Source organism: Gemmatimonadales bacterium, from assembly GCA_035502185.1.
In the GTDB taxonomy this organism is placed as follows: domain Bacteria; phylum Gemmatimonadota; class Gemmatimonadetes; order Gemmatimonadales; family JACORV01; genus Fen-1245.
The window spans coordinates 24,542-46,406 of sequence record DATJUT010000040.1; the positions used below are offsets into that span (position 1 = coordinate 24,542).

Here is a 21,865-nt window from a genome sequence, read left to right on the forward strand (position 1 = left end):
GTGGGGATGCACGAACGCCTTTGGCTCCTCGTGCTGGGCGCGGCCATCGCCGCCCCGGCCGTGGCGCGGTCGCAGACGCCGGCTCCGGCGCCTGCGCCGGCCGCCGCACCCGCACCGCCGCCCCCGCTGGTGCGGACCCAGATCGACCTCGGATTCGTGAGCACGTCGGGGAACTCCAGCGTCCGCACGCTGAACGTCGCCGAGCAACTGGTCGTCCGGCCCGAGCCGTGGAAGTTCACCCAGACCTTCTCGATCGTGAACGGATACACGAGCGGGGTGGAGACCGTGAACACGCTCATTGCCGGCCTCAGGGCGGACCGCGCGGTGAGCGCGCGGCTCCGGGTCTACGCGCTGGGCGACTTCACCCGCAACCGGTTCGCCGGGATCGCGCGACGGTTCGAGGAAGCCGCGGGGCTCGCCTGCGGCGTCCTGACCGGCCCCACCAGCGTCCTGGACCTCGAAGCCGGCGCCGGTCGAATCGAGCAGGCCGGTGTGGCCGGACCGGTGCAGCAGTTCTGGACCGGGCGGCTGGCCGCGCACTACAAGCTCAACTTCACCAGCCGGGCGTTCTTCGAGCAGAAGGTCGAGTACCTGGCGGACGTCGAGAATCCCAAGAACATGCTGATCAACACCGAGAGCGCGCTGGCGGCGCCGATCTCCAACAACGTGGGCCTCAAGCTCGGCTACGTGGTGCACGTCGCCAACCAGCCGCAGCCGGGGTTCAAGAAGGCCGATACCATCCTCTCCGCCGGCCTGCAGCTCTCGTTCTGAGCGCGGTCGCGGCGGTCGCGCTCGGATCGAACCTCGGGGACCGGGCCGCCATCCTGGCCCGGGCCCGGGACGCGATCGGGCGCCTGACGGCCACGCGCGTCGTGGCCGCCAGCGCCGTGGAGGAGACGGCGCCGCTGGGCCCGGTCCCGCAGGGCCCCTACCTCAACCAGATGCTCAAGGTGGAGACGGCGCTCGGGCCGTGGGCGCTGCTCGACGCGTTGCTCGGCGTCGAGCGCGCGGAGGGCCGCGTGCGGGCGATGCGCTGGGGACCGCGGACGCTCGACTGCGATCTGGTGCTGTACGCGGACCAGCGCGTGGATCTCCGCGATCTGCGGGTGCCGCATCCCGAGCTGCCCAATCGCGAGTTCTGGATCCGGGAGCTGAAGGAGATCGGGATGGATCCCGGGTGGGCCGTGGGGAGTGCGCAGAAGGCGGGATAGTTGCGGGACGCCGAGGTGTGAGTGGTGATGAGTTGGGAGCTGGGAGGGTGCAGGCGAGTGGGCGGTAACGACAACCGGTCCGTCCGCCTCACGACTCGCCTCTCCCAACCACTCGCAACTGTGCGTCTCGCAACTCCACTGCCGACTCTTTCCGTCGTTGCTGCTCTCTGTTAGCGTTCCACACCGATGTCCGCCCCCACCAAGGACGCCCCCGTCACGACCCGCGACTTCCTCGTCTGGAAGTCCGCGGGCCGCCGGATCGTCACCGTGACGGCCTACGACGCGCTGTTCGGCCGGCTGGTGGACGAGGCGGGCGTGGATTGCGTGCTGGTGGGCGACTCCGTGAACCAGGTGCTCGCCGGCGAGCCCTCGACCCTGTCGGCCACCGTCGAGCAGATGATCTACCATGCCCGCGCGGTGCGACGCGGCGTGAAGCGGGCGCTGCTGGTGGTGGACCTGCCGTTCCTGAGCTACCAGGTGAGCCGCGAGGAGGCGCTGCGCAACGCCGGCCGGATCATGAAGGAGACCGGCGCCCAGGCGGTGAAGCTGGAGGGCGGCGCGACGATGGCCGCCACGGTGCAGGCGATGGTGGAGATCGGGATTCCGGTGATGGGCCACCTGGGCCTCACCCCGCAGTCGGTCCACGCGCTCGGCGGCTACCGCGTGCAGGGGCGGGAGGAGGAGACCGCGCGACGCCTGGAGAGCGACGCGGCGGCCCTCGAGAGCGCCGGCGCTTTCAGCCTCGTGCTGGAGCTGGTGCCCGCTGCACTCGCGGGCAGGATCACCGCGGCGCGCGGCATCCCGACCATCGGCATCGGCGCCGGCCCCGCGTGCGACGGCCAGGTGCTCGTCCTGCCCGACCTGCTCGGCCTCAACGACGGCTTCGAGCCGAAGTTCCTCAAGCGCTACGCATCGCTGGCCGGGGAAGTGCGGTCCGCGGTGGCCCGGTTCGGCGAGGAAGTGCGCGGCGGCGCGTACCCCGACGCCGACCACTCCTTCTAGCCCCCCGATGCTGTCCGTCTCGGCGCCGTCCGCCATGGCTTCGCACGCCCGGGAGGCCCGTCGCGCCGCGCAGCGCGTCGGCCTGGTGCCGACGATGGGCGCGCTGCACGCAGGCCACGTCGCCCTGATCGCGGAGGCGCGCCGGCGCGCCGACCTCGTGGTGATGAGCGTGTTCGTCAATCCGCTGCAATTCGGCCCGGGCGAGGACTTCGCGCGCTATCCCCGCGACCTGGCGCGGGACAGCGCCGTGGCGCGCGGCGCCGGGGTGGACGTGCTGTGGGCGCCCTCGACCGAAGGGATGTACCCCGAGCCGCCGCAGGTCACGGTCGTGGCGGGGCCCGCCGCCGACCGGCTGGAGGGAGCGACGCGGCCCGGGCACTTCACCGGGGTGCTGACCGTGGTCCTGAAGCTGTTCGGCGTCGTCCAGCCCGACGTGGCGGTGTTCGGACGCAAGGACTTCCAGCAGGCCGCGCTCATCCGGCGGATGGTGCGCGACCTCAACCTGCCGGTCGAGATCGTGGTGGTGCCGACGGTCCGGGAGCCGGACGGGCTCGCGCTCTCGTCGCGCAACGCCTACCTGGACGCGTCGTCCCGCGCGGCCGCGACGGCCCTGGCGCGCGCGCTCGCCTGCGGCGCGGCGGTCTTCCGGGGAGGCGAGCGCGGAGCGGCCGCCGTCGCGGAGAGCGCCCGGCGGGTGCTCGAGGGCGCCGGCCTGGCCGTGGACTACGTGGCGTGCGTCGGCCCGGACGATCTCGAGCCGCTCGAATCGGTGGACGCACGATCGGTGCTGGCGGTGGCGGCCCGGGTGGGCGGCACGCGGCTCATCGACAACGTGGTTCTGGGCGCGGGTCTGGAGGGGGACGTCCGTGTCGCCGGATGAGGTCCGCCGTGCGCTGCCGCCCTGGTCGGTCGTGGGGGCCGGCCGCATCGAGCACATCGCCCGGGTGGTGGCGGTGCTCGAGCGGTGGGGCGCCGGGCGTGGCGTGCCGGCGGCCGAGCTGGCGCGGTGGCGTCGCGCGGCCCTGCTGCACGACGCGCTGCGCGACGCCGACGAGACCGTGCTCGGGCGCTACGGCCCTCACCCGCCCTGGCCGGTGAAGACCTGGCACGGGCCCGCAGCGGCGACCGCCGCCGCCGCCGACGGCGAGCACGACCAGGGCGTGCTCGACGCCGTGCGCTACCACTCCTTCGGCTACGCCCGGTGGGACGCGGCCGGACGCATGCTCTACCTCGCCGACTACATCGAGCCCGGGCGCACCTACGAACGGGTGGCGCTGGACGGCTGGCTGGCGCGTTGCCCGGCCGAGCCGGCCGCGGTGCTCCGCGAGGTGGCGGCGATGCGCATCGGGTGGCGGCTCAAGTCCGGCGGCCCGATCGCCCTGGAGACGTGGGAATTCTGGAACAGCCTCGTCGCGGACGCCTCGTCGTCGTCGGGCTGATCGGGCTCGGCGTGGCCGCCGCGGTGCTCGCCACCTGGTGGTGGGCGCGCACGCCCGCGCGTGTCGCGCCCGCTCGGCCGATCCCGGGCGAGCGCGACCACGTGGTGGTGGAGGTGCTCAACCCCACGCCGGCCGTGGGGCTGGCCCGCGCCGCCACCCGCCTGCTGCGCGACGCCGGCATCGACGTGGTCTACTTCGGCTCGGATACGGGACAGGTCGGGGATTCGACCCAGGTGCTGGTGCGGCGGGGCAGCCTGGCGGGCGGGACGCGGGTGGCGCGCGCGCTAGGCGTCCGGACGGTGCGCCAGCTCCCGGATGCCGGCCGGCTGGTGGACGTCACCGTGCGCCTGGGCAGGGACCTCGCCACCCGGCTCGCCGCGCAGAATCCGTAGCTGGCCGCACGCGGCGGCGATGTCGAGGCCGCGGCTCCGCCGCGCGACCGCCTCGACGCCGCGGCGCCGCAGTCCCGCCGCGAAGCCGGCGATGCGTCCCCGCGGCGTCGGCGCCAGCCCCGGCGCCCCGCCGGGATGCAGGGGCAACAGGTTGACCATCGCGCCGGCGCGCCGCGCGATCCGCGCCAGCTCGACCAGGTCCTCGTCGCGGTCGTTCACCCCGTCGATCAGCACATACTCGAAGGTCACCCGCCGGCGGAACGCCGTGAGCGCGGCCAGCAGGTCGCCGAGGTGGTAGCGCTTCTCGATCGGCATCAGGGTGAGCCGGGTCGCGCTGGTGGGCGCGTGCAGCGACACGGCGAGGCGGAACTGCTCGGGCCGCTTCGCCAGCTCGGCGAGCGACGGCAGGATCCCCACCGTGGACACCGTGATGTGCCGCGCCCCGATGCCCAGCGCGTCCGGGTGGTTGAGCAGCGTCAGGGCGGCCGAGACGGCCGGCCAGTTCAGCAGCGGCTCGCCCATTCCCATGAACACGACGTTGGTCGGCGTCACGGGCTCGGCTGCGAGCAGCAGCTCGCGCACCTGCGCCGCGATCTCCCACGCCGCCAGATTGCGCTTCAGGCCCATCGTGCCGGTCGCGCAGAAGGCGCAGCGCAGCGGGCACCCGGCCTGGGACGAGATGCACAGCGTGCGGCGCGCTCCCTCGGGGATCAGGACCGACTCGATCGCTTCCCCGTCGGGCAGCCGCCACAGCATCTTCTCCGTTCCGTCGCCCGAGACTTGCCGGGTCTCGAGCACGAGCGAGGGCAGGGGCCACTCGGCGTCGAGCGCCTCGCGCAGCGCCACCGGAAGGTCGGTGGCGTCCGTCCAACGGCGCACCGGCCGCTGCCACAGCCGCGGCAGCACCTGGGTGAGGCGATAGGGCGGCTCTCCGCGGCCGGCCAGCCACGTGCCCAGCGCATCCCTGGCCGCAGCGGGCACGAGGTCCAGCAGGTTGTTCATCGCCACGCCGTCGTGAGGCCGAACCGGTAGGTCGCGCCGAAGTCGTTCACCCCCCCGTCCCGGGCCAGGTAGACCCGATACCGGCCGGCGACGACCCCGAAGCCCAGGCGGCTGCGCCACACGGACACGCCGTCCTCGACCTCGCGCGCCGCGCCCACGTCCACCTCGAGCACGCGCGCCAGCGCGAGGCCCGCGGAGAGCAGGTGCTGCACGCCCTCCCCGTGGGACCAGGTGGCGCCGTAGCGCAGGGTCACGACGCCGCTGCTGCCCAGCATCGGGCTGGGCAGTGTGCGGTAGGAGGTAGCGACGCTGTAGGACGCCGCCTCCTCCGCCTGCCGGAACGTCGGATCGAAGAACCGGGTCGCGAACGCGAGCGTGATGCGGTTCGGGTCCGTGTAGCGCAGGCCCACGTCCAGCCCCAGCTGGTTGCGGGACTCGACATCGAGCTGCCCCGCCATGCTGCGCACCGCCGCGCCCGCCACCAGGCCCGGAGCGACGGAGCGGGCGAAGCCCAGCGAGATCACCTCCGCGTACACGGGGACGTCGCCCCCGATGCCCTCCGGGCTCGTCTCCGTGCGGACCAGGCCGTCCACGCCCAGCCGGCCGTACACCGCGTTGAGCGTGCCGAGCGCGCCCAGGCGGATCCCCACCGCAGCGATGCCTCCGCTCACGCCGACGTCGGAAGGGGCGTGGATCGCCTCCACGCCGATGCGCAGCATCGAGCCGGACCGGTCGAGAACCACGGCGGGCATCCAGAGGGCGGCCGACCCGTCCTCGACCAGTGGCGGCGGCACCACGAGCGTCGCGCCGGCGACCTGCCACAGGTCGGAGGCGACGGCCGCCTGGCCGAACGCGTCGCGCGCGATGCCGAGACGGCCGACGACCACGAGGGCGAGGACGGCTCCGCGGGCGCGCATGGGCGAAGCTTCACCCGTGGATTGGCCGCTGTCAAGCGATCGGTCAGCTTGCTCAAGTTGTGGAGCGCCATTAACTTCCGCGCGTCATGAGGCGCCTCCCGCCGTCGTGCTCCTGAGCCAACTGCTGGCCCCAGAACGCGTCCGAGTCCCCCTCGTCTCGCGGGACAAGGCGACCATCCTTCGCGAGCTGGTGGAGCTGCTGGTCCACTCCTCCGGCGGCTCGCCCGAGGACATCCTGCACGCCGTCCGCGAGAGGGAGGACTGCCAGTCCACGGGCTTCGGCCACGGAGTGGCGATCCCCCACGCGCGCACCCCTTCGCTGCCGGGCCTGATGCTCGTGGCGGGTCAGACCTCGACCCCCATCGACTACGGGGCCCTGGACGGCAAGCCCGTACGGCTGTTCTTCCTGCTGGCGGGGCCCGAGACCGTGGCGGCATCGCAGGTGCGCGTGCTGGCCCGGATCGCCCGCCTGGTGCGGCGCGAGTACGTGCGGGACCGGCTGCTGGAGGCGGGAACGGCCGAGGCGTTCTGCCAGGTGGTGCGCGAGGCCGAGGGGCAGTGAGCCCGGATCAGGACGTCCCGAGCCGGGCGTGGGTGGCGCTGGTCCTGTGGCTGGTGCTGCAGGTGACGTTGACGTCGCTGCCGGGGAAGGCCATCCCGGTCGACCTGCCGCATCCGCTGGACTGGCTCGGCCACGCCTCCCTGTACGCCGGGATCGGGGGGCTGGTGGCGCGGGTGGGGGTGCTGCGGCGCTGGCCGTCTCGGCGCCTCGTCGTGGCCGGGATCCTGCTCTCGGCGTGGGCCGCGCTCGACGAGCTGCACCAGCTGTTCATTCCGGGCCGCGACGCCGAGGTGAGCGACTGGGTGAGCGACACCGTGGGCGGTGCGCTGGGACTCTACGTGGGGATGCGACTGATGAATTCGAGGTTCGCCCGATGGCTTCGCTAGCCGCGACGTCACTGCGCACGCACTGGTGCGGAGAGCTGCGCGCGGCGCATGCCGGCTCGGAGGTCCGCCTCGGCGGCTGGGTGCACCGCCGGCGCGACCTCGGCGGCATCGTGTTCGTGGACCTGCGCGACCGGGAGGGGATCGTCCAGGTCGCCTTCGGCCCGGGCTGGTCGCCGCCGGAGGTCCTCGAGCGCGCGGGAGCGCTGGTGGCCGAGGCGGCCATCATCGTCCACGGCGTCGTGGAGCGCCGTCCCGCGGGGCAGGCCAACGACGAGATGCCCACCGGCGAGGTCGAGGTGCATGCGACCTCGGTCGCGATCGTCGGCCCGACCGTCACGCCGGCCATCCCCGTCGCGCGGGTGCGCGGGGAGGCGCTGGCGGCCGAGGAGCTGCGGCTGCGCTACCGCTACCTCGACCTGCGGCGCCCCGAGCTGTACCGGAGCCTGGAGCTGCGGCACCGCCTGCTGCAGCGCACCCGGAGCGAGCTGGCGCGCCGCGGCTTCCTCGAGGTCGAGACCCCGATCCTCACCAAGCCGACGCCGGAAGGGGCCCGGGATTTCCTGGTGCCCTCGCGCGTGTACCCGGGGCAGTTCTACGCGCTGCCCCAGTCGCCGCAGCTCTACAAGCAGCTGCTGATGGTGTCGGGGTACGACCGCTACTTCCAGCTGGCCCGCTGCTTCCGGGACGAGGACCAGCGGGCTGACCGCCAGCTCGAGTTCACGCAGATCGACCTCGAGTGCTCGTTCGTCACGCCCGAGGACATCTACGCGGTCACGGAGGCGGTGCTGGTCGCGCTGTGGGACGAGGCGGGCAAGCAGGTCCAGGCGCCGTTCCCGCGGATGGCGTATCGCGACGCGATGGCGCGCTACGGCACCGACAAGCCCGACCTCCGCTTCGGGCTCGAGATCCGCGACCTCACCGCGCGGATCGGCGAGGGGAGCGGCGAGTTCCTCCGGGCCGCGGTCGCGCGCGGCGAGCACGTGCACGCGCTGGTGGTGCCCGGCGGGGCGGCGCTGTCGCGCAAGGACCTGGATCAGCTCACCGCCGAGGCCAAGACGATGCGCGCGTCGGGGCTGGTGTGGGCGAAGCGCGCCGCGGACGGCGTCACCGGGCCGGGCGCGAAGGCCTTCGGGGAGGCGGCGCTGGAGGCGCTGGCGCTGGCCGAGGGCGACCTGGTGCTGGGGTGCGCGGGCCCCGACGCCGTGGCGCTGCCCGCCCTGGGCCGGGTGCGGCTGGCGGTGATCGCGCGGCTGGAGCCGGCGCCCGCCCGCGAGCACGCGTTCGTCTGGATCGAGCAGTTCCCCTTGTTCGAGCGCGAGCTCGAGACGGGGGCGCTCACGTTCATGCACCATCCGTTCACGGCGCCGCATCCGGACGACGTCGGGCTGCTGACCGCGAACCCGGAGGCGGCGCGCTCGCTGCACTACGACCCGGTCTACAACGGCGTCGAGCTGGGCAGCGGCTCGATCCGCATCACCGATCCGGCGCTCCAGTCGCTGGTGTTCGAGCGGCTCGGGCTGAGCGCCGAGGAGGCCGAGCACCGCTTCGGGTTCCTGCTCGAAGCCCTGCGCACCGGGGCGCCGCCGCACGGCGGCATCGCGCTCGGCTTCGACCGGATCGCCATGCTGCTGGCGGGGGGCGAGTCGCTGCGGGACGTGATCGCGTTCCCCAAGACCGCGGCCGCGCGCGCCCTGTTCGAGGGCGCGCCGACGCACGTGCGCCAGGAGGACCTCGACGTGCTGCGGGTGAGGATCGTCGAGTGACCGGCTCGGCCGACGTCGTGCACCGCCTCAGCGTGGAGGGCGCGGACCCGCTGGCGCTCTCCGGCGTGCACGACGCCAACCTGCACGAGCTGGCGCGGCTGGCGGGCGTCCGGGTCTCGCTGCGGGGCGACCAGCTCTCGCTGGCGGGCACGCTCGAGGCGGTGGAGCGCGCGACCGGGCTCGCGCAGGCGCTGGTGGACCTGGCCCGGATGGGTGAGGCGTTCGGTCCGGAGGAGGTGCGCCGCATCGCCGAGGAGGGCGCGGGGCACGGGGCGCCGGCGCCCAACGGCGACCTCAAGATCGTGCTGCCGGGGCTGCGCCGGATCGTGGCGCCGAAGACGGCCGGCCAGCGCGCCTACGTCCAGGCGATGCTCGACAACGACATCGTGGTCTCCATCGGCCCGGCCGGGACCGGGAAGACCTACCTCGCGGTCGCCGTCGCCGTGGACCTGCTGCACAAGAAGCGGGTGCGGCGCATCATCCTCGCGCGTCCGGCCGTCGAGGCCGGCGAGCGGCTCGGGTTCCTGCCGGGCGACATGCAGGCGAAGGTGGACCCGTACCTGCGCCCGCTGTACGACGCGCTCGAGGACATGATGCCGCACGACCGGGTGCAGCACGCGCTCGAGACGCGGGTGATCGAGATCGCGCCCCTGGCGTACATGCGGGGCCGGACGCTGGCCGACGCGTTCGTGATCCTCGACGAGGCGCAGAACACCACCGGGATGCAGATGAAGATGCTGCTGACCCGGCTGGGCGTGAATTCGCGGGCGGTGATCACGGCGGACAAGACGCAGATCGACCTCGCGCAGCACGAGGAGTCGGGGATCGTGCAGGTCGAGCGCATCCTGCCGGGCATCGACGGCATCGCCTTCTGCTACCTGGACGAGGCCGACGTGGTCCGGCACCGGCTGGTGCGCGAGATCATTCGCGCGTACCGGGAGGATCAGCAGAGCCGGTGAGGCTGCTGCCCGCGGTGCGCCGCCACGCCTCCCGGCTGCTGCTCGCGCTGCTGGTGGCGGTCGTGGCGTACCTGGCCTTCCCGCGGGCGGCCTGGCTGGTGTCGGCGCCGCGAGCCGTGGGCGCCGTGGCCAGCGTGGACGTGATCGCGCCCTTCGGCTTCCTGGTGCCGAAGACGGCCGCGCAGCGCGCCCGCGAGGCCGAGGCGCTGGCCGCCACCGTGAAGCCGCTGATCACCTCCCACCCGGAGCTGGCCGACAGCGCGGCGGACGCCGCGGCGCACTACTTCGCCGCGCTGGACTCTGCGGTCGCGGCCGGCGGCACGCTCCGGGACGCTTCCCGCGCGGCCGGCGTGCCGCTCGAGGGCGCCGACCTCGCGGCCCTCGCCGGCCCCGGGCAGCGCGCGGCGCTGCGGCGCTCGCTGGTCGCGGCGCTGCGCCAGTCCGCCGACGGCTATCTCGCGCCCGGCCTGTCCACCACGGAGCTCGGCCGGGATGTCGTGCTGCGGCGCGGGGCCGACGAGCGGGTCGTCACCAGCGACAGCCTGCGGCCGTTCGGGGATTTCCTCGAGCGGGCGGCCCAGCTGCAGCCGGAGCGCCGCGCGGCGGCCGCCGAGCAGGTCTACGAGCGGCTGCTCGGGACGTTCTTCCGCCCGACGCTGGTGTACGAGCGCGCCGAGACCGAGCGGCGCCGGGACGCGCTGCGCCTGACCGTCGACTCGGTCGAGGCGTCGGTCCAGCCGGGCGAGAAGATCATCGGGGCGCACGAGGTCGTGGACCAGCTCGCCGCGGCGAAGCTCGCGGCCTACCGCGCGGTGCTCGAGCGGGGCGGCGCCGGCCGGGTGCGTGGCGCGGTCTCGGCCCTCGGGCTGGTGGGCCTGGAGACCGTGCTGTGCGTGCTGTTCGGCGTCGTGTGCTACTTCGTGCGGCGCCCGCTGTACGAGTCCCTGCGCTCGCTCGGGTTCTTCGCCGCCGGCTTCGCGGTCGTGGTCGCCGCCGCGGGGATGCTGGCCCGCTGGGCGCCGGCCACGCCGGAGCTGATTCCGATCGCGCTCGCGGCCATCCCGTTCTCCGTGCTGTTCGACGGCCGCATCGCGGCGGTCGCCGCGATGGTGCTCGCGGCCGTGATCGGCGTCCAGCCGGCCTCGGGCGGCTCCCAGGCCCTGTTCCTCACCTTCGTCGGCGGCGTCGCGGCGGCGCTCTCGGTGCAGCGCATCCGGCGCCGCACCCAGACGTACTACTCCATCGCGATCGTCGCCGCGGTCTACGCCGTCGCCTCGGTGGTCTCGGGGGCTGCGGCCGGCGAGCCGGCGGCGGCGATCGGGAGATCGGCCGTCCTCGGCGGCATCAACGCCCTGGCGTCGGCGGCGCTCGCGATGCTGGTCCTGCCGCTGGCCGAGCGCTTCACCCGCAGCACGACCGACCTGACGCTGCTGGAGCTGTCGGATCCCGACCGGCCGCTGCTGCGCCGGCTCGCGACGGAGGCCCCGGGCACCTACGCGCATTCCGTCGCCATGGCCAACCTGTGCGAGGCCGCGTGCAACGCGATCGGCGCGAACGGACTGCTGGCCCGGGTCGGCTGCTACTACCACGACGTGGGGAAGCTCAAGCACCCGCAGTACTTCGCCGAAAACCAGAGCGGCGGGAAGCGGCCGCACGACCAGCTCCGGCCCAGCGTGTCGGCTGCGGTCATCCGGCGCCACGTGGAGGACGGGCTTGCCCTGGCCGCCGAGCACCGGCTGCCCGAGGCGGTGCGGGCCTTCATCCCGGAGCACCACGGCACCTCGCCGATCTCCTTCTTCCTGGAGCGGGCCCGCGCCGAGGAGCCGTCCGCCCTCGCCCGCGAGGAGCTGTTCCGCTACCCCGGCCCCCTGCCGCGCTCGGCCGAGACGGCGGTCGCGCTGCTCGGCGATGCGGTGGAAGCGGCGCTGCGGGTCCTCGACGACCCGACGCCCGAGACGGTGGCCGACGCCATCGACCACCTCATCGAGTCCAGGGTCGAGAGCGGGCAGCTGCGGGAGGCGCCGCTCACCCTCGCGCAGATCGAGACGGTCAAGCAGGAGTTCGTGCGCGCCTACACGGCGATGTTCCACAACCGCGTGGAGTACCCGGAGGATTCCGGCGGCATCACCGCTGACTGGGAGAGCGGCCACCACGGTTGACGTGCGGGTGTCGGCCGGGGTGCGCGCGAGGCTGCCGCGGGCGGAGGCCGTGCGGCTGGCGCGCGCCGTGCTGCGGGCCGAGGGCGTGCGGCGCGCCGTCCTGTCCATCTCGTTCGTGGGCCGGCGCCGCATCCGGGGCCTCAACCGCCGCCACCTCGGTCACGACCGGGAGACCGACGTCCTGGCCTTCGGTCTCGGCGGCGTGAGCGGCCTGGTGGTGGGCGACATCTACTGCGCGCCGGAGATCGCGGCCCGCCAGGCCGCGCGGTTCGGGACCGGCGAGCGCGAGGAGCTGCGCCGCCTGGTGGTGCACGGGGTCCTGCACGTGCTGGGCTACGACCATCCGGAGGGCCCGGGCCGCACCCGGGGCCGGATGTGGCGCCGCCAGGAGCTGCTGCTGGCGCGCCTGGGCCGCCGGTGACCAGCGGCGTCGCGGTGCCCCTGGCCGGGGCCGCCCTCGCCACGGCGTGGGCGGCGCTGCTGGCGCTCGCCGACGGAGCCCTGGCTGCCGATCCGGCCCTGGCCGAGACGGCGCTGGTCGGCGCCTACGCCGAGAAGCCCGAGCGGTTCCGCCGCGCGCTCGCGCTGGGCCGCATCGTCTTCCTCGCCCTCGCCGCGGTCGGGGCCTCGGGGGCGCTGGCGTGGTGGCGCACCGACATCGCCCGTGCCGCCCTGGCGCTGGCGACCGTCGTGGTCGTGGTCGCCGCTGTCGGCGACCTCGGGCCCCGCGCGCTCGGCCTGTGGCGCGGCGCGCGGCTCGGGCCCGCTGCCGTGCGCACGGCCGCCACGTCCCTCGACATCATCGTCCCCCTCATCGTCGCGGCCGGGATCGTGGACCGCGCGCTCGGCCGGCTGGTCGGCATCGCGGCCGGCGGCCAGACCGCCGCGCCCGACCCCGCCCAGCGCGACATGCTGCTCGGCGTATTCGCGCTGGCGGACACGATGGTGAGCGAGGTGATGACCCCACGCGTGGACCTCGTCGGCGTGGATTGCGCCCGCACGTTCGAGGACACCGTGACCGTGGTGGCGAGCGCCGAGCACGCCCGGCTTCCCGCCTTCGACGGAGACCTCGACCACATCGTCGGCGTGCTGTACGCCAAGGATCTGCTGCCCGCGCTGTTCAGTGCCGACCCGGGGGCGCGGGGCGCCTGGCGCTCGCTGGTGCGGCCCGTGGACATCGTGCCGGAGACCAAGACCCTGGACGCGCAGCTGCGGGACTTCCAGCGCGGCCCGGGCCACCTGGCGGTGGTCGTGGACGAGTACGGCGGCACCGCCGGCATCGTGACGCTCGAGGACGTCCTCGAGGAGATCGTCGGCGAGATCCGCGACGAGTACGACGCCTCCGAGGTGGGGCACGTCGCCGAGCAGGCGGACGGGAGCTGGCTGGTGGACGGGCGGACGCCGCTCGACGAGCTGGCCGGCGCGCTCGGCACGCCGTTCGCCCACGAAGAGGTGACCACGGCCGGCGGCCTCGCCTACTCGGCGCTGGGTCACGTGCCCGTCGCGGGCGAGCGGCTGGAGCTGCACGGCTGGCAGGTGACGGTGGATCAGGTCGTGCGCCGCAGCATCCGCCGGCTGCGGTTCGAGCGGGCGGGCGCGTGAGCCTCCTGCTCGTGCTGCTCGGGCTCGCGCTGGCCGCGCTCGGCGCCACCGCGTCGGTGGCGGTCCGCGCGGTGAGCCGGCTGGAGCTCACCCGCTGGGTCGCGCGCCGGCTGGAGGGCGCGGACGCCGCGGTGACGCTGCTGTCGCGCCCCGGCGACGTGGCCGCCGCGGCCGACGCGTTCGTGGCCGTCGGCGTCGCGGTGGCCGGCGTCTGCGCGCCGTGGGCGCTGCGGACGGCCGCGCTGGGGACCACCCTCGCACTCGAGCTGGTGGTCGGGGTGCCCGTGCTGTGCTTCGTCGCGTACTTCCTCCCGCGCGCCGTGGGCCGCCGCTGGCCGGAGTCGCTGGTGCGCGCCTTCGTGCCGCGGCTGCGGCAGGGAGGAGCGCTGGTGGGCCGGATCGTCCGCGGCCGGGCCGCCACGGAACGGGCCGAGCTGGCGGCGCTGCTCCGCGACAGCGCCACCGCGGGCCTGGCTGGCGAGGACGAGCTGGAGATCGTCACCGGCGTGATGGCGTTCGCGGACCGGGTGGTGCGCGAGGCGATGACGCCGCGCACCCGGATCGTCGCCGCGCCCCAGTCGGCCGGGGCCGCGGAGCTCGCGGCGCTGGTGGCCTCGTCGGGCTACACGCGGATCCCGGTGTACCGCTCCTCGCCCGACGACATCGTGGGAATGGTCCACGCCTTCGACGTCATCAAGGCCGGCCCCGGCGGCAAGGTCGGCGTGCGGCCGGTGGCCGTCGTGCCGGGATCCCGCCGCTGCGCCGACGCCCTGCTCGACCTCCGGCGGGAACGGCGCCACATGGCCGTCGTGCTGGACGAGTTCGGAGGCACCGCGGGCCTCGTGACGATGGAGGACCTGCTCGAGGAGCTGGTCGGCGAGATCTTCGACGAGCTGGACGAGCCCGGCCCCAAGCCGGTCGCGCCCGAGCGGGGAGTGCTGGTGGTGGACGCCTCCCATCCCCTGGCGGCGGTGCGGGAGCACTTCGCCGTCCCCCTGGAGGCTCCGCCGCGGGTCGAGACGGTGGGGGGGTACCTGGCCTGGGGCGTCGGACGGATCCCGAAGGCGGGCGAGCGCACCGTGCTCGGGGACCTGGAGTTCGACGTGTTGGAGGCCACCCCCACCAGGCTCGTCCGGCTGGTGGTCCGGGCGGCGCCGGGGGCAGCCGGCCCGAGCGTGCCCGCACCGCCGGCGAGCCGATGAACTGGCTGAGGTCGCTTGACCTAGCCTTATGTCCTGACTCAATTTAGATGGTGGAACCCGCGAACATCCTCGAGGGTCTGAGGGCCCGCAAGCCCGCCGCCTTGGCGCGCGCCATCTCCCTGGTGGAGAACGGCGCGCCGGGCTCCGAGGCGCTGCTCGCGGGGCTCCATGCCCTGGTGGGTTCGGCGCGCCGCATCGGCGTGACCGGGCCCCCGGGCGGCGGCAAGAGCACGCTCATCGAGCGGCTCGCGGCGCATTGCCGGGCGGGCGGCCTCACGGTCGGCATCATCGCCATCGACCCATCGAGCCCGTTCACGGGGGGGGCGCTCCTGGGCGACCGGATCCGGATGGAGCGTGCGGCCCTGGACCCGGGCGTGTTCATCCGTTCGATGGCGTCGCGCGGCTCGCTGGGCGGCATGGCGACCACGACCGGCGAGGTGGCCGACGTGATGGATGCCTACGGGTTCGACCGGATCCTGATCGAGACCGTGGGCGTCGGGCAGTCGGAGCTGGAGGTCGCGTCGGTGGCGGACACCACGGTGGTGGTGCTGGTGCCCGAGTCGGGCGACGGCATCCAGGTGATGAAGGCCGGCCTGATGGAGATCGCGGACGTGTACGTGGTGAACAAGTCGGACCGGCCCGGGGCCGACCGGCTGCGACAGGAGCTGGAGGTGGCGATCAGCCTCAAGAGCGGCCAGGTCTTCCGCCACGTGCCGGCACATCACGGCACCCGGATCCCGACGGGGAAGACGGCAGGGGACACGGCTGCACCGGCCATCGGCGGGGACGACGCCGCGTGGCAGCCTCCCGTGCTGGCCACGGTGGCGCCCAGGGACGAGGGCGTCGCGGAGCTGAGCGGCGCCCTGGACCGGCACTTCGCGTTCCTGGAGCGCGACGGCGCGCTGGCGGCGCGGCGCGCACGCCAGCTCGAGCGGCGCACGCGGGACGTGTTCGAGCGGGCGCTCAGGCGGTGGGCCTGGTCGGACGCGGGGCCGAGGGCGGACCTGGAGGCCGCGCTCGCCGAGGTCGCGGCGGGCCGCCGGAGCCCGTACGATGCGGCGGCGGCGGTGGTGAATCGGATCCGGAGGAGCGACGGCGCATGAGCGTGTTCGAGTCCGATCTGGTGGTCAGGCGGCTGGCGGAGCAGCTCGAGGCGAAGCAGCGCGAGCTGGAGGACCTGCGGCGCGAGCTGTCCGCGTGGCAGGAGAAGGTCGCTCGGGGCGAGGTCCGCGACGTGGACTTCACGACGGCCTCGGGGCGGCCCGTGGCGCCCGTGTACACGCCGCTGGACGTGCCCGACCTGGATCACGGCGCCGAGCTGGGCCTGCCGGGCGAGTACCCGTACACGCGCGGCGTGCACGCCACCGGCTACCGCGGACGGCTGTGGACGATGCGCCAGTTCTCGGGCTTCGGCACCGCAGTCGAGACCAACGCGCGCTACAAGTTCCTCCTGGGCCGGGGCCAGACGGGACTGTCGGTGGCCTTCGACTTCCCGACGCTGATGGGTTACGACTCCGACCACCCGCGCGCGATGGGCGAGGTGGGGAAGTGCGGTGTCGCGATCTCGAGCCTGGCCGACATGGAGACCCTGTTCGACGGCATTCCGCTCGACCGGGTTTCCACCTCGATGACGATCAACGGGCCGGCCGCGATGCTGTTCTGCTTCTACGTGGCCGCGGCCGAGCGGCAGGGCGTCGCGAGCACGAAGCTCCGGGGCACGGTCCAGAACGACATCCTCAAGGAGTACATGGCGCAGCACGCCTGGATCTACGGGGTGGAGCCGGCCCTGAAGATCATCGTGGACCTGTTCGAGTGGAGCGCGACGCACGCGCCGCAGTGGAACACGATATCGATCTCCGGCTACCACATCCGGGAGGCGGGGGCGACCGCGGCCCAGGAGCTGGCGTTCACGCTCGCCAACGGCTTCACCTACGTGGAGCGCGGGCTGGCGCGCGGCCTGGACGTGGACGCCTTCGCGCCCCGGCTGAGCTTCTTCTGGGACATCCACAACGACTTCTTCGAGGAGATCGCCAAGCTGCGGGCGGCGCGCCGCATCTGGGCGCGGCACCTGCGCGAGCGCTACGGCGCCAAGTCCGAGCGCTCGCTGATGATGCGGTTCCATTCTCAGACGGCGGGCGTGACGCTCACGGCGCAGCAGCCGCTGAACAACGTGGTGCGGGTGGCGTACCAGGCCCTGGCCGCCGTGCTCGGCGGCACGCAGTCCCTGCACACCAACTCGATGGACGAGACGCTGGCCTTGCCCACCGAGCAGGCGGTCCAGCTGGCGCTGCGGACCCAGCAGGTGCTCGCCTACGAGACCGGCGTCGCGAACGTGAGCGATCCGCTCGGCGGCTCCTGGTACGTCGAGGCGCTGACCCGGCAGCTCGAAGACGAGGCGGAGGCCACCTTCGCCGAGATCGAGCGCATGGGGGGCGTGGTGCGGGGCATCGAGACCGGCTGGTTCCAGCGGCAGATCGCGCAGTCGGCGGCGCGCCACCAGCGCGAGCTGGAGCAGCGCCGCCGGGTGGTGGTCGGCGTGAACGACTTCGTGGTGGACGAGCCGGAGGTCCCGATCCCGCTCCTCAGGATCGGCGAGGAAGCCGCGGGCGCGCAGGCCGAGCGGCTGGCGCGGCTGCGGCGCGCCCGGGACGGCGACGTCGCGCGGCGGCGCCTGGACGCGCTGGCGGAGGCGGCGCGCCGCGGCGACAATCTGATCCCCGCCATGCTCGACGCCGCTCGAGCGTGGGCGACCCTGTTCGAGATCCGGGAAGCACTGGAGAACGTCTATGGCTCGTACCGCGAGCCCATCTTCTTCTAGCCGGCCGGCCGCCGGTCGCCGCGCGGGCAGCGGCGTCGGCGGCGCCCTGGCCGAGCTGCTGGCGCTCGGCACGTCGCGCGGCTGGGTCGTGTCCTGCTATCAGAAGCTCGAGCCCGGCGACCGGGCCGGCGAGAAGTACCGCATCAAGCTCAAGAACCGGCTGCGCCGCGCGGCGGAGCGCCTGGACATCCTCGGCTTCTCGCACGACGACCGCGAAGCCGTGAAGCGGCAGCTGGACCGGGTCGAGGCCTTCTTCGGGGATTCCTCGGGTCTGCCCGGGACCCGCGGCGTCGCGGTGTTCGCCGCCGCCGGGCTGTTCCGCGCCGTGCCGCTGCCCTACGTGCTCAAGAGCCGCGTGGTCGTCGACCGGACGCCGGTGGTGGGAGAGCTGGTGGCGCTGGTCGAGGCCGGCACCCGGCTCCTGGCGGTGGTGGCCGATCGCCGCTCCGCGCGGTTCTTCGACGTCGGGCTGGAGGGCGTGTCGGAGCTGGACGGCATCGTGGCGCCGGGCGCGACGCGGCCCGCCCGCTTTCACGGCGAGCGCGGCATGACGCGCCTGAGCGGCGGCCGGGGCGTGATGCCCGGCGTGGGGGAGTACCGCTTCCACAACCGCATCCGGGAGGAGCGGCACCGGCACCTCGCCCTCGTGGCCGAGACCGTGGCCGCGCACTTGCGGGCGCGCTCGTACGACGGCCTCGTGGTCGGCGGCGTCGGCGTGGACGCCAGTGCGCTGCTGCCGCACCTCGCCCCGCAGCTGCGCGAGCGCGTGCTCGGCGTGCTGCACCTCGCGCCCCGGAAGGTGAGCGAGGCGGAGATCCGCGCGCAGGCGCTGGAGCTGCTGTCGGCCGCGGCCGAACAGGCCTCCGCCGCGGCCCTGCGCGAGCTGGCGGCGCTGCGCGACGGCGGCCTGGCGACCGATGCGGTCGAGCCGACGCTCCGCGCGCTGTCCCGCGGCCAGGTGCGCACCCTGATCGTGAACGCGGACGCCACGGTGCCCGGCTACCGGTGGAGCACGAGCGGCCGGCTCGCCGAGACCGCCGCCGGGACCCGCGGCGAGGGCGAGCCGTTGCCGCTCGCCGACCTCTTGGACGAGGCCATCGAGGACGCCCTGCGCCAGCGGGCCCGCGTGGCCGTGGTCCGCGGCGCCGACGCCGGGCGGTTCGACCGCCTCGCGGCGATCCTCCGCTTCCGCGCGTCCGACTAGCGTGCCCCGCGACGAGCTTGTATCGACGCGGAGCCGCGGCTAGGTTCCGCGCGCTATGCCCACCGCACCGTCCACGCCCGCGGCCGGCGCTCTGCCGCGCCCCATCCGCATCCTGGTCGCGAAGCCGGGACTGGACGGCCACGACCGCGGAGCCAAGGTGGTGGCGGCGGCGCTGCGCGACGCGGGCATGGAAGTGGTCTACACCGGCCTGCACCAGACGCCGGAGATGATCGTCGCGGCCGCGGTGCAGGAGGACGTGGACGTGGTCGGGCTGTCGGTGCTCTCGGGCGCGCACATGACGCTGTTCCCGCGCGTGGTGGAGCTGCTGCGCGAGGCGGGCCGGGGCGATGTCCTCGTGACCGGCGGCGGCATCATCCCCCGGGAGGACATGAGCAGCCTGCGCTCGCGCGGCGTCGGCAGCCTGTTCGGTCCCGGCACGCCGACCGCCGAGCTGATCGCCTACATCCACGACTGGGCCCGCGAGCACCTGCGGCCCTGATGGCCTCGTCTCCCCACCGCCTCCAGATCCTCACCGACGAGTACCGTGCCCTGGCCGAGCGGCTGCGGCAGGGCGGCGGCCCGGAGAAGGTCGAGCGCCAGCACGCCGCGGGGAAGCTCACCGCGCGCGAGCGCGTCGCGCTCCTCGTGGACGAGGGAGCGCCGTGGCTGGAGATCGGCCTGCTGGTGGCCTACGACCAGTACGACGGGCAGGCGCCCGGCGCCGGGGTGGTCACCGGGGTCGGCACGGTGGTGGGCCGCGAGGTCGTGGTGGTGGCCAACGACGCGACCGTGAAGGCCGGCTCGTGGTGGCCGGAGACCATCAAGAAGATCCTGCGCGCGCAGGAGATCGCGATGCGCGAGCGGGTCCCGATCGTCTATCTCGTGGACTCGGGCGGCGTGAACCTGCCCTACCAGGGCGGCGTCTTCCCCGGCCAGTACGGCGCCGGCCGCATCTTCTACTACACCTCGCTGATGCGGCGTTACCTCAAGGTGCCGCAGCTCGCGGCGGTGATGGGTCAGTGCGTCGCCGGGGGGGCCTACCTGCCCGCGCTCTCCGACGTCATCGTGATGGTGGACGGCACCAGCTTCATGGGCCTCGGCGGGCCGAACCTCGTGAAGGGGGCCACCGGCCAGGTCGTGGACAGCGAGTCGCTCGGCGGCGCGCGGATGCACACCGGCACGAGCGCGGTGGCCCACTACCTCGCCAATGACGACCGGGAGTGCCTGGCCGTGTTGCGCGAGGCGGTGGCCCGCCTGCCGCGGCCGAGCCCCGAGCGGTTGGCGCCGCAACGGGTCGCGCGTCCGCCGCGCCGGCCCGCCACGGATCTCTACGAGATCCTGCCGGGCGACCACCGGATGTCGTACGAGATGCGCGAGATCCTGGCCTGCTTCGTGGACGACGGCGCCCTCGAGGAGTTCCAGCGCGACGTCGCCCAGGAGATGATCTGCGCCCACGCCGCCATCGAGGGGCGGGTCGTGGCGCTGATCGCCAACGAGCGGAAGCTGATCAAGGGCAGGGCGGGCGAGGCACCGCGCTTCGGCGGCATCGTGTACACCGAGAGCGCGAGGAAGGTCGCCTACTTCATCGAGACCGCCAACCGCGAGCGGACCCCGATCCTGTTCGTCCAGGACGTCTCCGGCTTCATGGTGGGGCCCGAGGCGGAGAGCTCCGGCATCATCCGCGCGGGCGCCGAGTTCGTCGAGGCGATGGCGACCGCCACCGTTCCCAAGCTGGTGCTCACGGTCAACCACGCGTCCGGCGCCGGGTACTACGCGATGGCCGGCCAGGGCTTCGATCCGGACTTCATCGTCTCGCTCCCCACGGGCCGGATGGGGGTGATGGAGGGCGAGTCGGCGGTCCAGGCGGTACACGGCCCCGCCCTCGAGGCGGCGGGCAAGCAGGGGGCGACGCCCCCCAAGCTGGAGGCGGCGGTGGAAGTGATGCGGGCGGACTACGAGCACCAGCTCGACGCGAAGTTCGCCGGCGCGCGGGGCTACGTGGATGCGATCCTGACCCCCGAGGAGCTGCGCGGGCAGCTGGCGTTCATCCTGCGGATCGTCGCCAACCACGACGGCCCGCATCTCGGCCCGTACGTGCTTCCGAGCGCACTCGCCTGATGGGGCTGCGTCTGCGTCCTCGACCGGCGCTGCTCGCCGCGCTCCCGGTGGCGTTCGCGGCGTGCGCCACCGCCGCGCGCGCTCCGGAGCCGGCCGCTCCCGTGCCGTCCGCGGGGGCGCCCGCTGCCGCTGCACCGGCCGAGCCGGCCGTGGTCCCGGACGCGACGCCGAAGCCCCGGCAGCCGGTGGCGCCGCCCGCCACCGCGATGATGCTGGGACTGATGCCGCTGGATCTCACCGGGGTCACCGCCTGGCACGCCGCGCATCCGGCGTGGGACGGACGCGGCGTCCTGATCGGCATCCTGGACAGCGGCGTGGACCCGGGCGTGCCAGGGCTCCAGACCACCTCGACGGGCCAGCCCAAGATCCTGGACCTGCGGAACTTCTCGGGCGAGGGCGACGTCGCGCTCGTGCCGGTGCGCCCGGACGCGCGCGACCTGATCGTGCTCCCGGGGGGCCTCACCCTCGAGGGCGCCGACGTCGTGCGCGCGGCCGCCGTTGACTCCGAGTGGTACGGCGGCGTGATCCGCGAGCTGTCGTTCGGCGACCCGCCCGCCGCGGACTTCAACGGCAACGGCTCGAACCGCGACCGCTTCGGCGTGGTGGTGGTCCGGAGCGCGGCGGGCTGGGTGGCCTTCATCGACACCAACGGCAACGGCTCCCTGGCCGACGAGACGCCGCTCGGCGACTACCTGGTGAAGGGCCAGACGTTCGCGTTCCGGCCGCGCTCCGGTCCCCGCGGCACGGGCCCGATCACCGGCGCGGTGAACCTCGGCGTGGACGAGGCCGGCCGCCCGCGCCTCTCGCTGGTCCTGGACACGGCCGGCCACGGCACCCACGTGGCGGGGATCGCCGCAGGCCACGACCTGTACTCGGTCCGCGGCTTCGACGGCGTGGCGCCCGGCGCGCAGATCATCGGGCTCAAGATCGCGAACGACGCGCGCGGCGGCCTCTCCACGACCGGGTCGATGATCCGGGCGATGGACTACGCGGTCCGGTTCGCCGCCGAGCGGCGGCTGCCGCTGGTGCTCAACATGTCGTTCGGCATCGGGAACGAGGAGCCGGGCGCCGCGGTGATGGACTCGCTGGTGGACGCCTTCCTGCTCGCGCACCCGGACGTGGTGTTCGC

The 21,865-nt window shown here is 74.1% G+C and carries 22 protein-coding genes; 20 read left to right on the plus strand and 2 right to left on the minus strand.

Annotated features, from left to right (window positions below; all coding sequences use genetic code 11):
• Positions 1 to 6: 6 nt before the first annotated feature.
• The 6 genes from VMF70_05385 (at position 7) to VMF70_05410 (ending at position 4,044) form a co-directional block, all read left to right on the plus strand.
• On the plus strand, positions 7 to 771 hold the full coding sequence (locus VMF70_05385) for a DUF481 domain-containing protein (protein HTT67442.1): 765 nt from the start codon (positions 7 to 9) through the stop codon (positions 769 to 771).
• Positions 768 to 1,211 carry a 2-amino-4-hydroxy-6-hydroxymethyldihydropteridine diphosphokinase gene (gene folK, locus VMF70_05390; protein HTT67443.1) on the plus strand — a complete coding sequence of 148 codons (444 nt, stop codon included), beginning with the start codon at positions 768 to 770 and terminating at the stop codon, positions 1,209 to 1,211. The genes VMF70_05385 and folK overlap by 4 nt, the downstream gene beginning before the upstream one ends.
• Positions 1,212 to 1,397: 186 nt before the next feature.
• The gene (gene panB / locus VMF70_05395) at positions 1,398 to 2,213 is read left to right on the plus strand and encodes a 3-methyl-2-oxobutanoate hydroxymethyltransferase (GenBank protein ID HTT67444.1); all 816 of its coding nucleotides are present in this window, start codon (positions 1,398 to 1,400) and stop codon (positions 2,211 to 2,213) included.
• Positions 2,214 to 2,247: 34 nt separating this feature from the next.
• The gene (panC, locus tag VMF70_05400; protein HTT67445.1) at positions 2,248 to 3,093 is read left to right on the plus strand and encodes a pantoate--beta-alanine ligase; all 846 of its coding nucleotides are present in this window, start codon (positions 2,248 to 2,250) and stop codon (positions 3,091 to 3,093) included.
• The gene (locus tag VMF70_05405; GenBank protein HTT67446.1) at positions 3,080 to 3,652 is read left to right on the plus strand and encodes an HD domain-containing protein; all 573 of its coding nucleotides are present in this window, start codon (positions 3,080 to 3,082) and stop codon (positions 3,650 to 3,652) included. Before panC ends, VMF70_05405 begins: the two co-directional genes overlap by 14 nt.
• A complete protein-coding gene (locus VMF70_05410) occupies positions 3,601 to 4,044 on the plus strand; it encodes a LytR C-terminal domain-containing protein (GenBank protein ID HTT67447.1) in 444 nt (147 codons plus the stop codon). The genes VMF70_05405 and VMF70_05410 overlap by 52 nt, the downstream gene beginning before the upstream one ends.
• Here VMF70_05410 and rlmN read toward each other — a convergent pair.
• Together rlmN and VMF70_05420 are read right to left on the minus strand one after the other, a co-directional pair.
• Positions 3,937 to 5,046, minus strand: a complete 1,110-nt coding sequence (gene rlmN / locus VMF70_05415; GenBank protein HTT67448.1) for a 23S rRNA (adenine(2503)-C(2))-methyltransferase RlmN — start codon at positions 5,044 to 5,046, stop codon at positions 3,937 to 3,939. The two genes, VMF70_05410 and rlmN, sit on opposite strands and share 108 nt — an antisense overlap.
• Positions 5,043 to 5,963 (minus strand): hypothetical protein, encoded by a 921-nt coding sequence (locus VMF70_05420; GenBank protein ID HTT67449.1) that lies wholly within the window; start codon positions 5,961 to 5,963, stop codon positions 5,043 to 5,045. The genes rlmN and VMF70_05420 overlap by 4 nt, the downstream gene beginning before the upstream one ends.
• Before the next feature lie 106 nt (positions 5,964 to 6,069).
• On the opposite strand from VMF70_05420, the gene VMF70_05425 reads away from it, so the two are divergent.
• The 14 genes from VMF70_05425 to VMF70_05490 form a co-directional block, all read left to right on the plus strand.
• Positions 6,070 to 6,525, plus strand: a complete 456-nt coding sequence (locus VMF70_05425; protein HTT67450.1) for a PTS sugar transporter subunit IIA — start codon at positions 6,070 to 6,072, stop codon at positions 6,523 to 6,525.
• Positions 6,522 to 6,911 (plus strand): VanZ family protein, encoded by a 390-nt coding sequence (locus VMF70_05430; GenBank protein HTT67451.1) that lies wholly within the window; start codon positions 6,522 to 6,524, stop codon positions 6,909 to 6,911. The genes VMF70_05425 and VMF70_05430 overlap by 4 nt, the downstream gene beginning before the upstream one ends.
• Complete coding sequence (aspS, locus tag VMF70_05435) at positions 6,899 to 8,674, plus strand: aspartate--tRNA ligase (protein HTT67452.1); 1,776 nt, start codon at positions 6,899 to 6,901, stop codon at positions 8,672 to 8,674. Before VMF70_05430 ends, aspS begins: the two co-directional genes overlap by 13 nt.
• On the plus strand, positions 8,671 to 9,633 hold the full coding sequence (locus VMF70_05440; protein ID HTT67453.1) for a PhoH family protein: 963 nt from the start codon (positions 8,671 to 8,673) through the stop codon (positions 9,631 to 9,633). The genes aspS and VMF70_05440 overlap by 4 nt, the downstream gene beginning before the upstream one ends.
• On the plus strand, positions 9,630 to 11,792 hold the full coding sequence (locus VMF70_05445; protein HTT67454.1) for an HDIG domain-containing protein: 2,163 nt from the start codon (positions 9,630 to 9,632) through the stop codon (positions 11,790 to 11,792). Before VMF70_05440 ends, VMF70_05445 begins: the two co-directional genes overlap by 4 nt.
• A 19-nt stretch (positions 11,793 to 11,811) precedes the next feature.
• Entirely contained in the window at positions 11,812 to 12,213 is a 402-nt protein-coding gene (gene ybeY / locus VMF70_05450; protein HTT67455.1) for an rRNA maturation RNase YbeY, read from the plus strand.
• Positions 12,210 to 13,394: a hemolysin family protein gene (locus VMF70_05455; protein HTT67456.1), complete on the plus strand. Its 1,185-nt coding sequence runs from the start codon at positions 12,210 to 12,212 to the stop codon at positions 13,392 to 13,394. The genes ybeY and VMF70_05455 overlap by 4 nt, the downstream gene beginning before the upstream one ends.
• The gene (locus VMF70_05460) at positions 13,391 to 14,596 is read left to right on the plus strand and encodes a hemolysin family protein (protein HTT67457.1); all 1,206 of its coding nucleotides are present in this window, start codon (positions 13,391 to 13,393) and stop codon (positions 14,594 to 14,596) included. The genes VMF70_05455 and VMF70_05460 overlap by 4 nt, the downstream gene beginning before the upstream one ends.
• Before the next feature lie 47 nt (positions 14,597 to 14,643).
• A complete protein-coding gene (gene meaB / locus VMF70_05465; protein ID HTT67458.1) occupies positions 14,644 to 15,699 on the plus strand; it encodes a methylmalonyl Co-A mutase-associated GTPase MeaB in 1,056 nt (351 codons plus the stop codon).
• Positions 15,696 to 17,414 carry a methylmalonyl-CoA mutase family protein gene (locus VMF70_05470; GenBank protein ID HTT67459.1) on the plus strand — a complete coding sequence of 573 codons (1,719 nt, stop codon included), beginning with the start codon at positions 15,696 to 15,698 and terminating at the stop codon, positions 17,412 to 17,414. Before meaB ends, VMF70_05470 begins: the two co-directional genes overlap by 4 nt.
• Complete coding sequence (locus tag VMF70_05475; protein ID HTT67460.1) at positions 17,383 to 18,618, plus strand: hypothetical protein; 1,236 nt, start codon at positions 17,383 to 17,385, stop codon at positions 18,616 to 18,618. The genes VMF70_05470 and VMF70_05475 overlap by 32 nt, the downstream gene beginning before the upstream one ends.
• A gap of 55 nt (positions 18,619 to 18,673) precedes the next feature.
• Positions 18,674 to 19,117, plus strand: coding sequence for a cobalamin B12-binding domain-containing protein (locus VMF70_05480; protein HTT67461.1), 444 nt, complete (start codon positions 18,674 to 18,676; stop codon positions 19,115 to 19,117).
• Positions 19,117 to 20,736, plus strand: a complete 1,620-nt coding sequence (locus VMF70_05485) for a carboxyl transferase domain-containing protein (protein ID HTT67462.1) — start codon at positions 19,117 to 19,119, stop codon at positions 20,734 to 20,736. Before VMF70_05480 ends, VMF70_05485 begins: the two co-directional genes overlap by 1 nt.
• The coding region (locus VMF70_05490) for a S8 family serine peptidase (protein ID HTT67463.1) at positions 20,736 to 21,865 on the plus strand (1,130 nt) is incomplete at its 3' end. The genes VMF70_05485 and VMF70_05490, both read left to right, overlap by 1 nt.

Excerpts from the sequence above, each read along its gene's own strand:
- aspS (HTT67452.1), top strand. The coding sequence starts at position 6,899 with ATGGCTTCGCTAGCCGCGACGTCACTGCGCACGCACTGGTGCGGAGAG.
- meaB (HTT67458.1), top strand. The coding sequence starts at position 14,644 with ATGGTGGAACCCGCGAACATCCTCGAGGGTCTGAGGGCCCGCAAGCCC.
- panC (HTT67445.1), top strand. The coding sequence starts at position 2,248 with ATGGCTTCGCACGCCCGGGAGGCCCGTCGCGCCGCGCAGCGCGTCGGC.
- VMF70_05385 (HTT67442.1), top strand. The coding sequence starts at position 7 with ATGCACGAACGCCTTTGGCTCCTCGTGCTGGGCGCGGCCATCGCCGCC.
- rlmN (HTT67448.1), bottom strand. The coding sequence starts at position 5,046 with ATGAACAACCTGCTGGACCTCGTGCCCGCTGCGGCCAGGGATGCGCTG.
- VMF70_05475 (HTT67460.1), top strand. The coding sequence starts at position 17,383 with ATGGCTCGTACCGCGAGCCCATCTTCTTCTAGCCGGCCGGCCGCCGGT.
- VMF70_05480 (HTT67461.1), top strand. The coding sequence starts at position 18,674 with ATGCCCACCGCACCGTCCACGCCCGCGGCCGGCGCTCTGCCGCGCCCC.
- VMF70_05470 (HTT67459.1), top strand. The coding sequence starts at position 15,696 with ATGAGCGTGTTCGAGTCCGATCTGGTGGTCAGGCGGCTGGCGGAGCAG.
- VMF70_05420 (HTT67449.1), bottom strand. The coding sequence starts at position 5,963 with ATGCGCGCCCGCGGAGCCGTCCTCGCCCTCGTGGTCGTCGGCCGTCTC.
- VMF70_05485 (HTT67462.1), top strand. The coding sequence starts at position 19,117 with ATGGCCTCGTCTCCCCACCGCCTCCAGATCCTCACCGACGAGTACCGT.
- panB (HTT67444.1), top strand. The coding sequence starts at position 1,398 with ATGTCCGCCCCCACCAAGGACGCCCCCGTCACGACCCGCGACTTCCTC.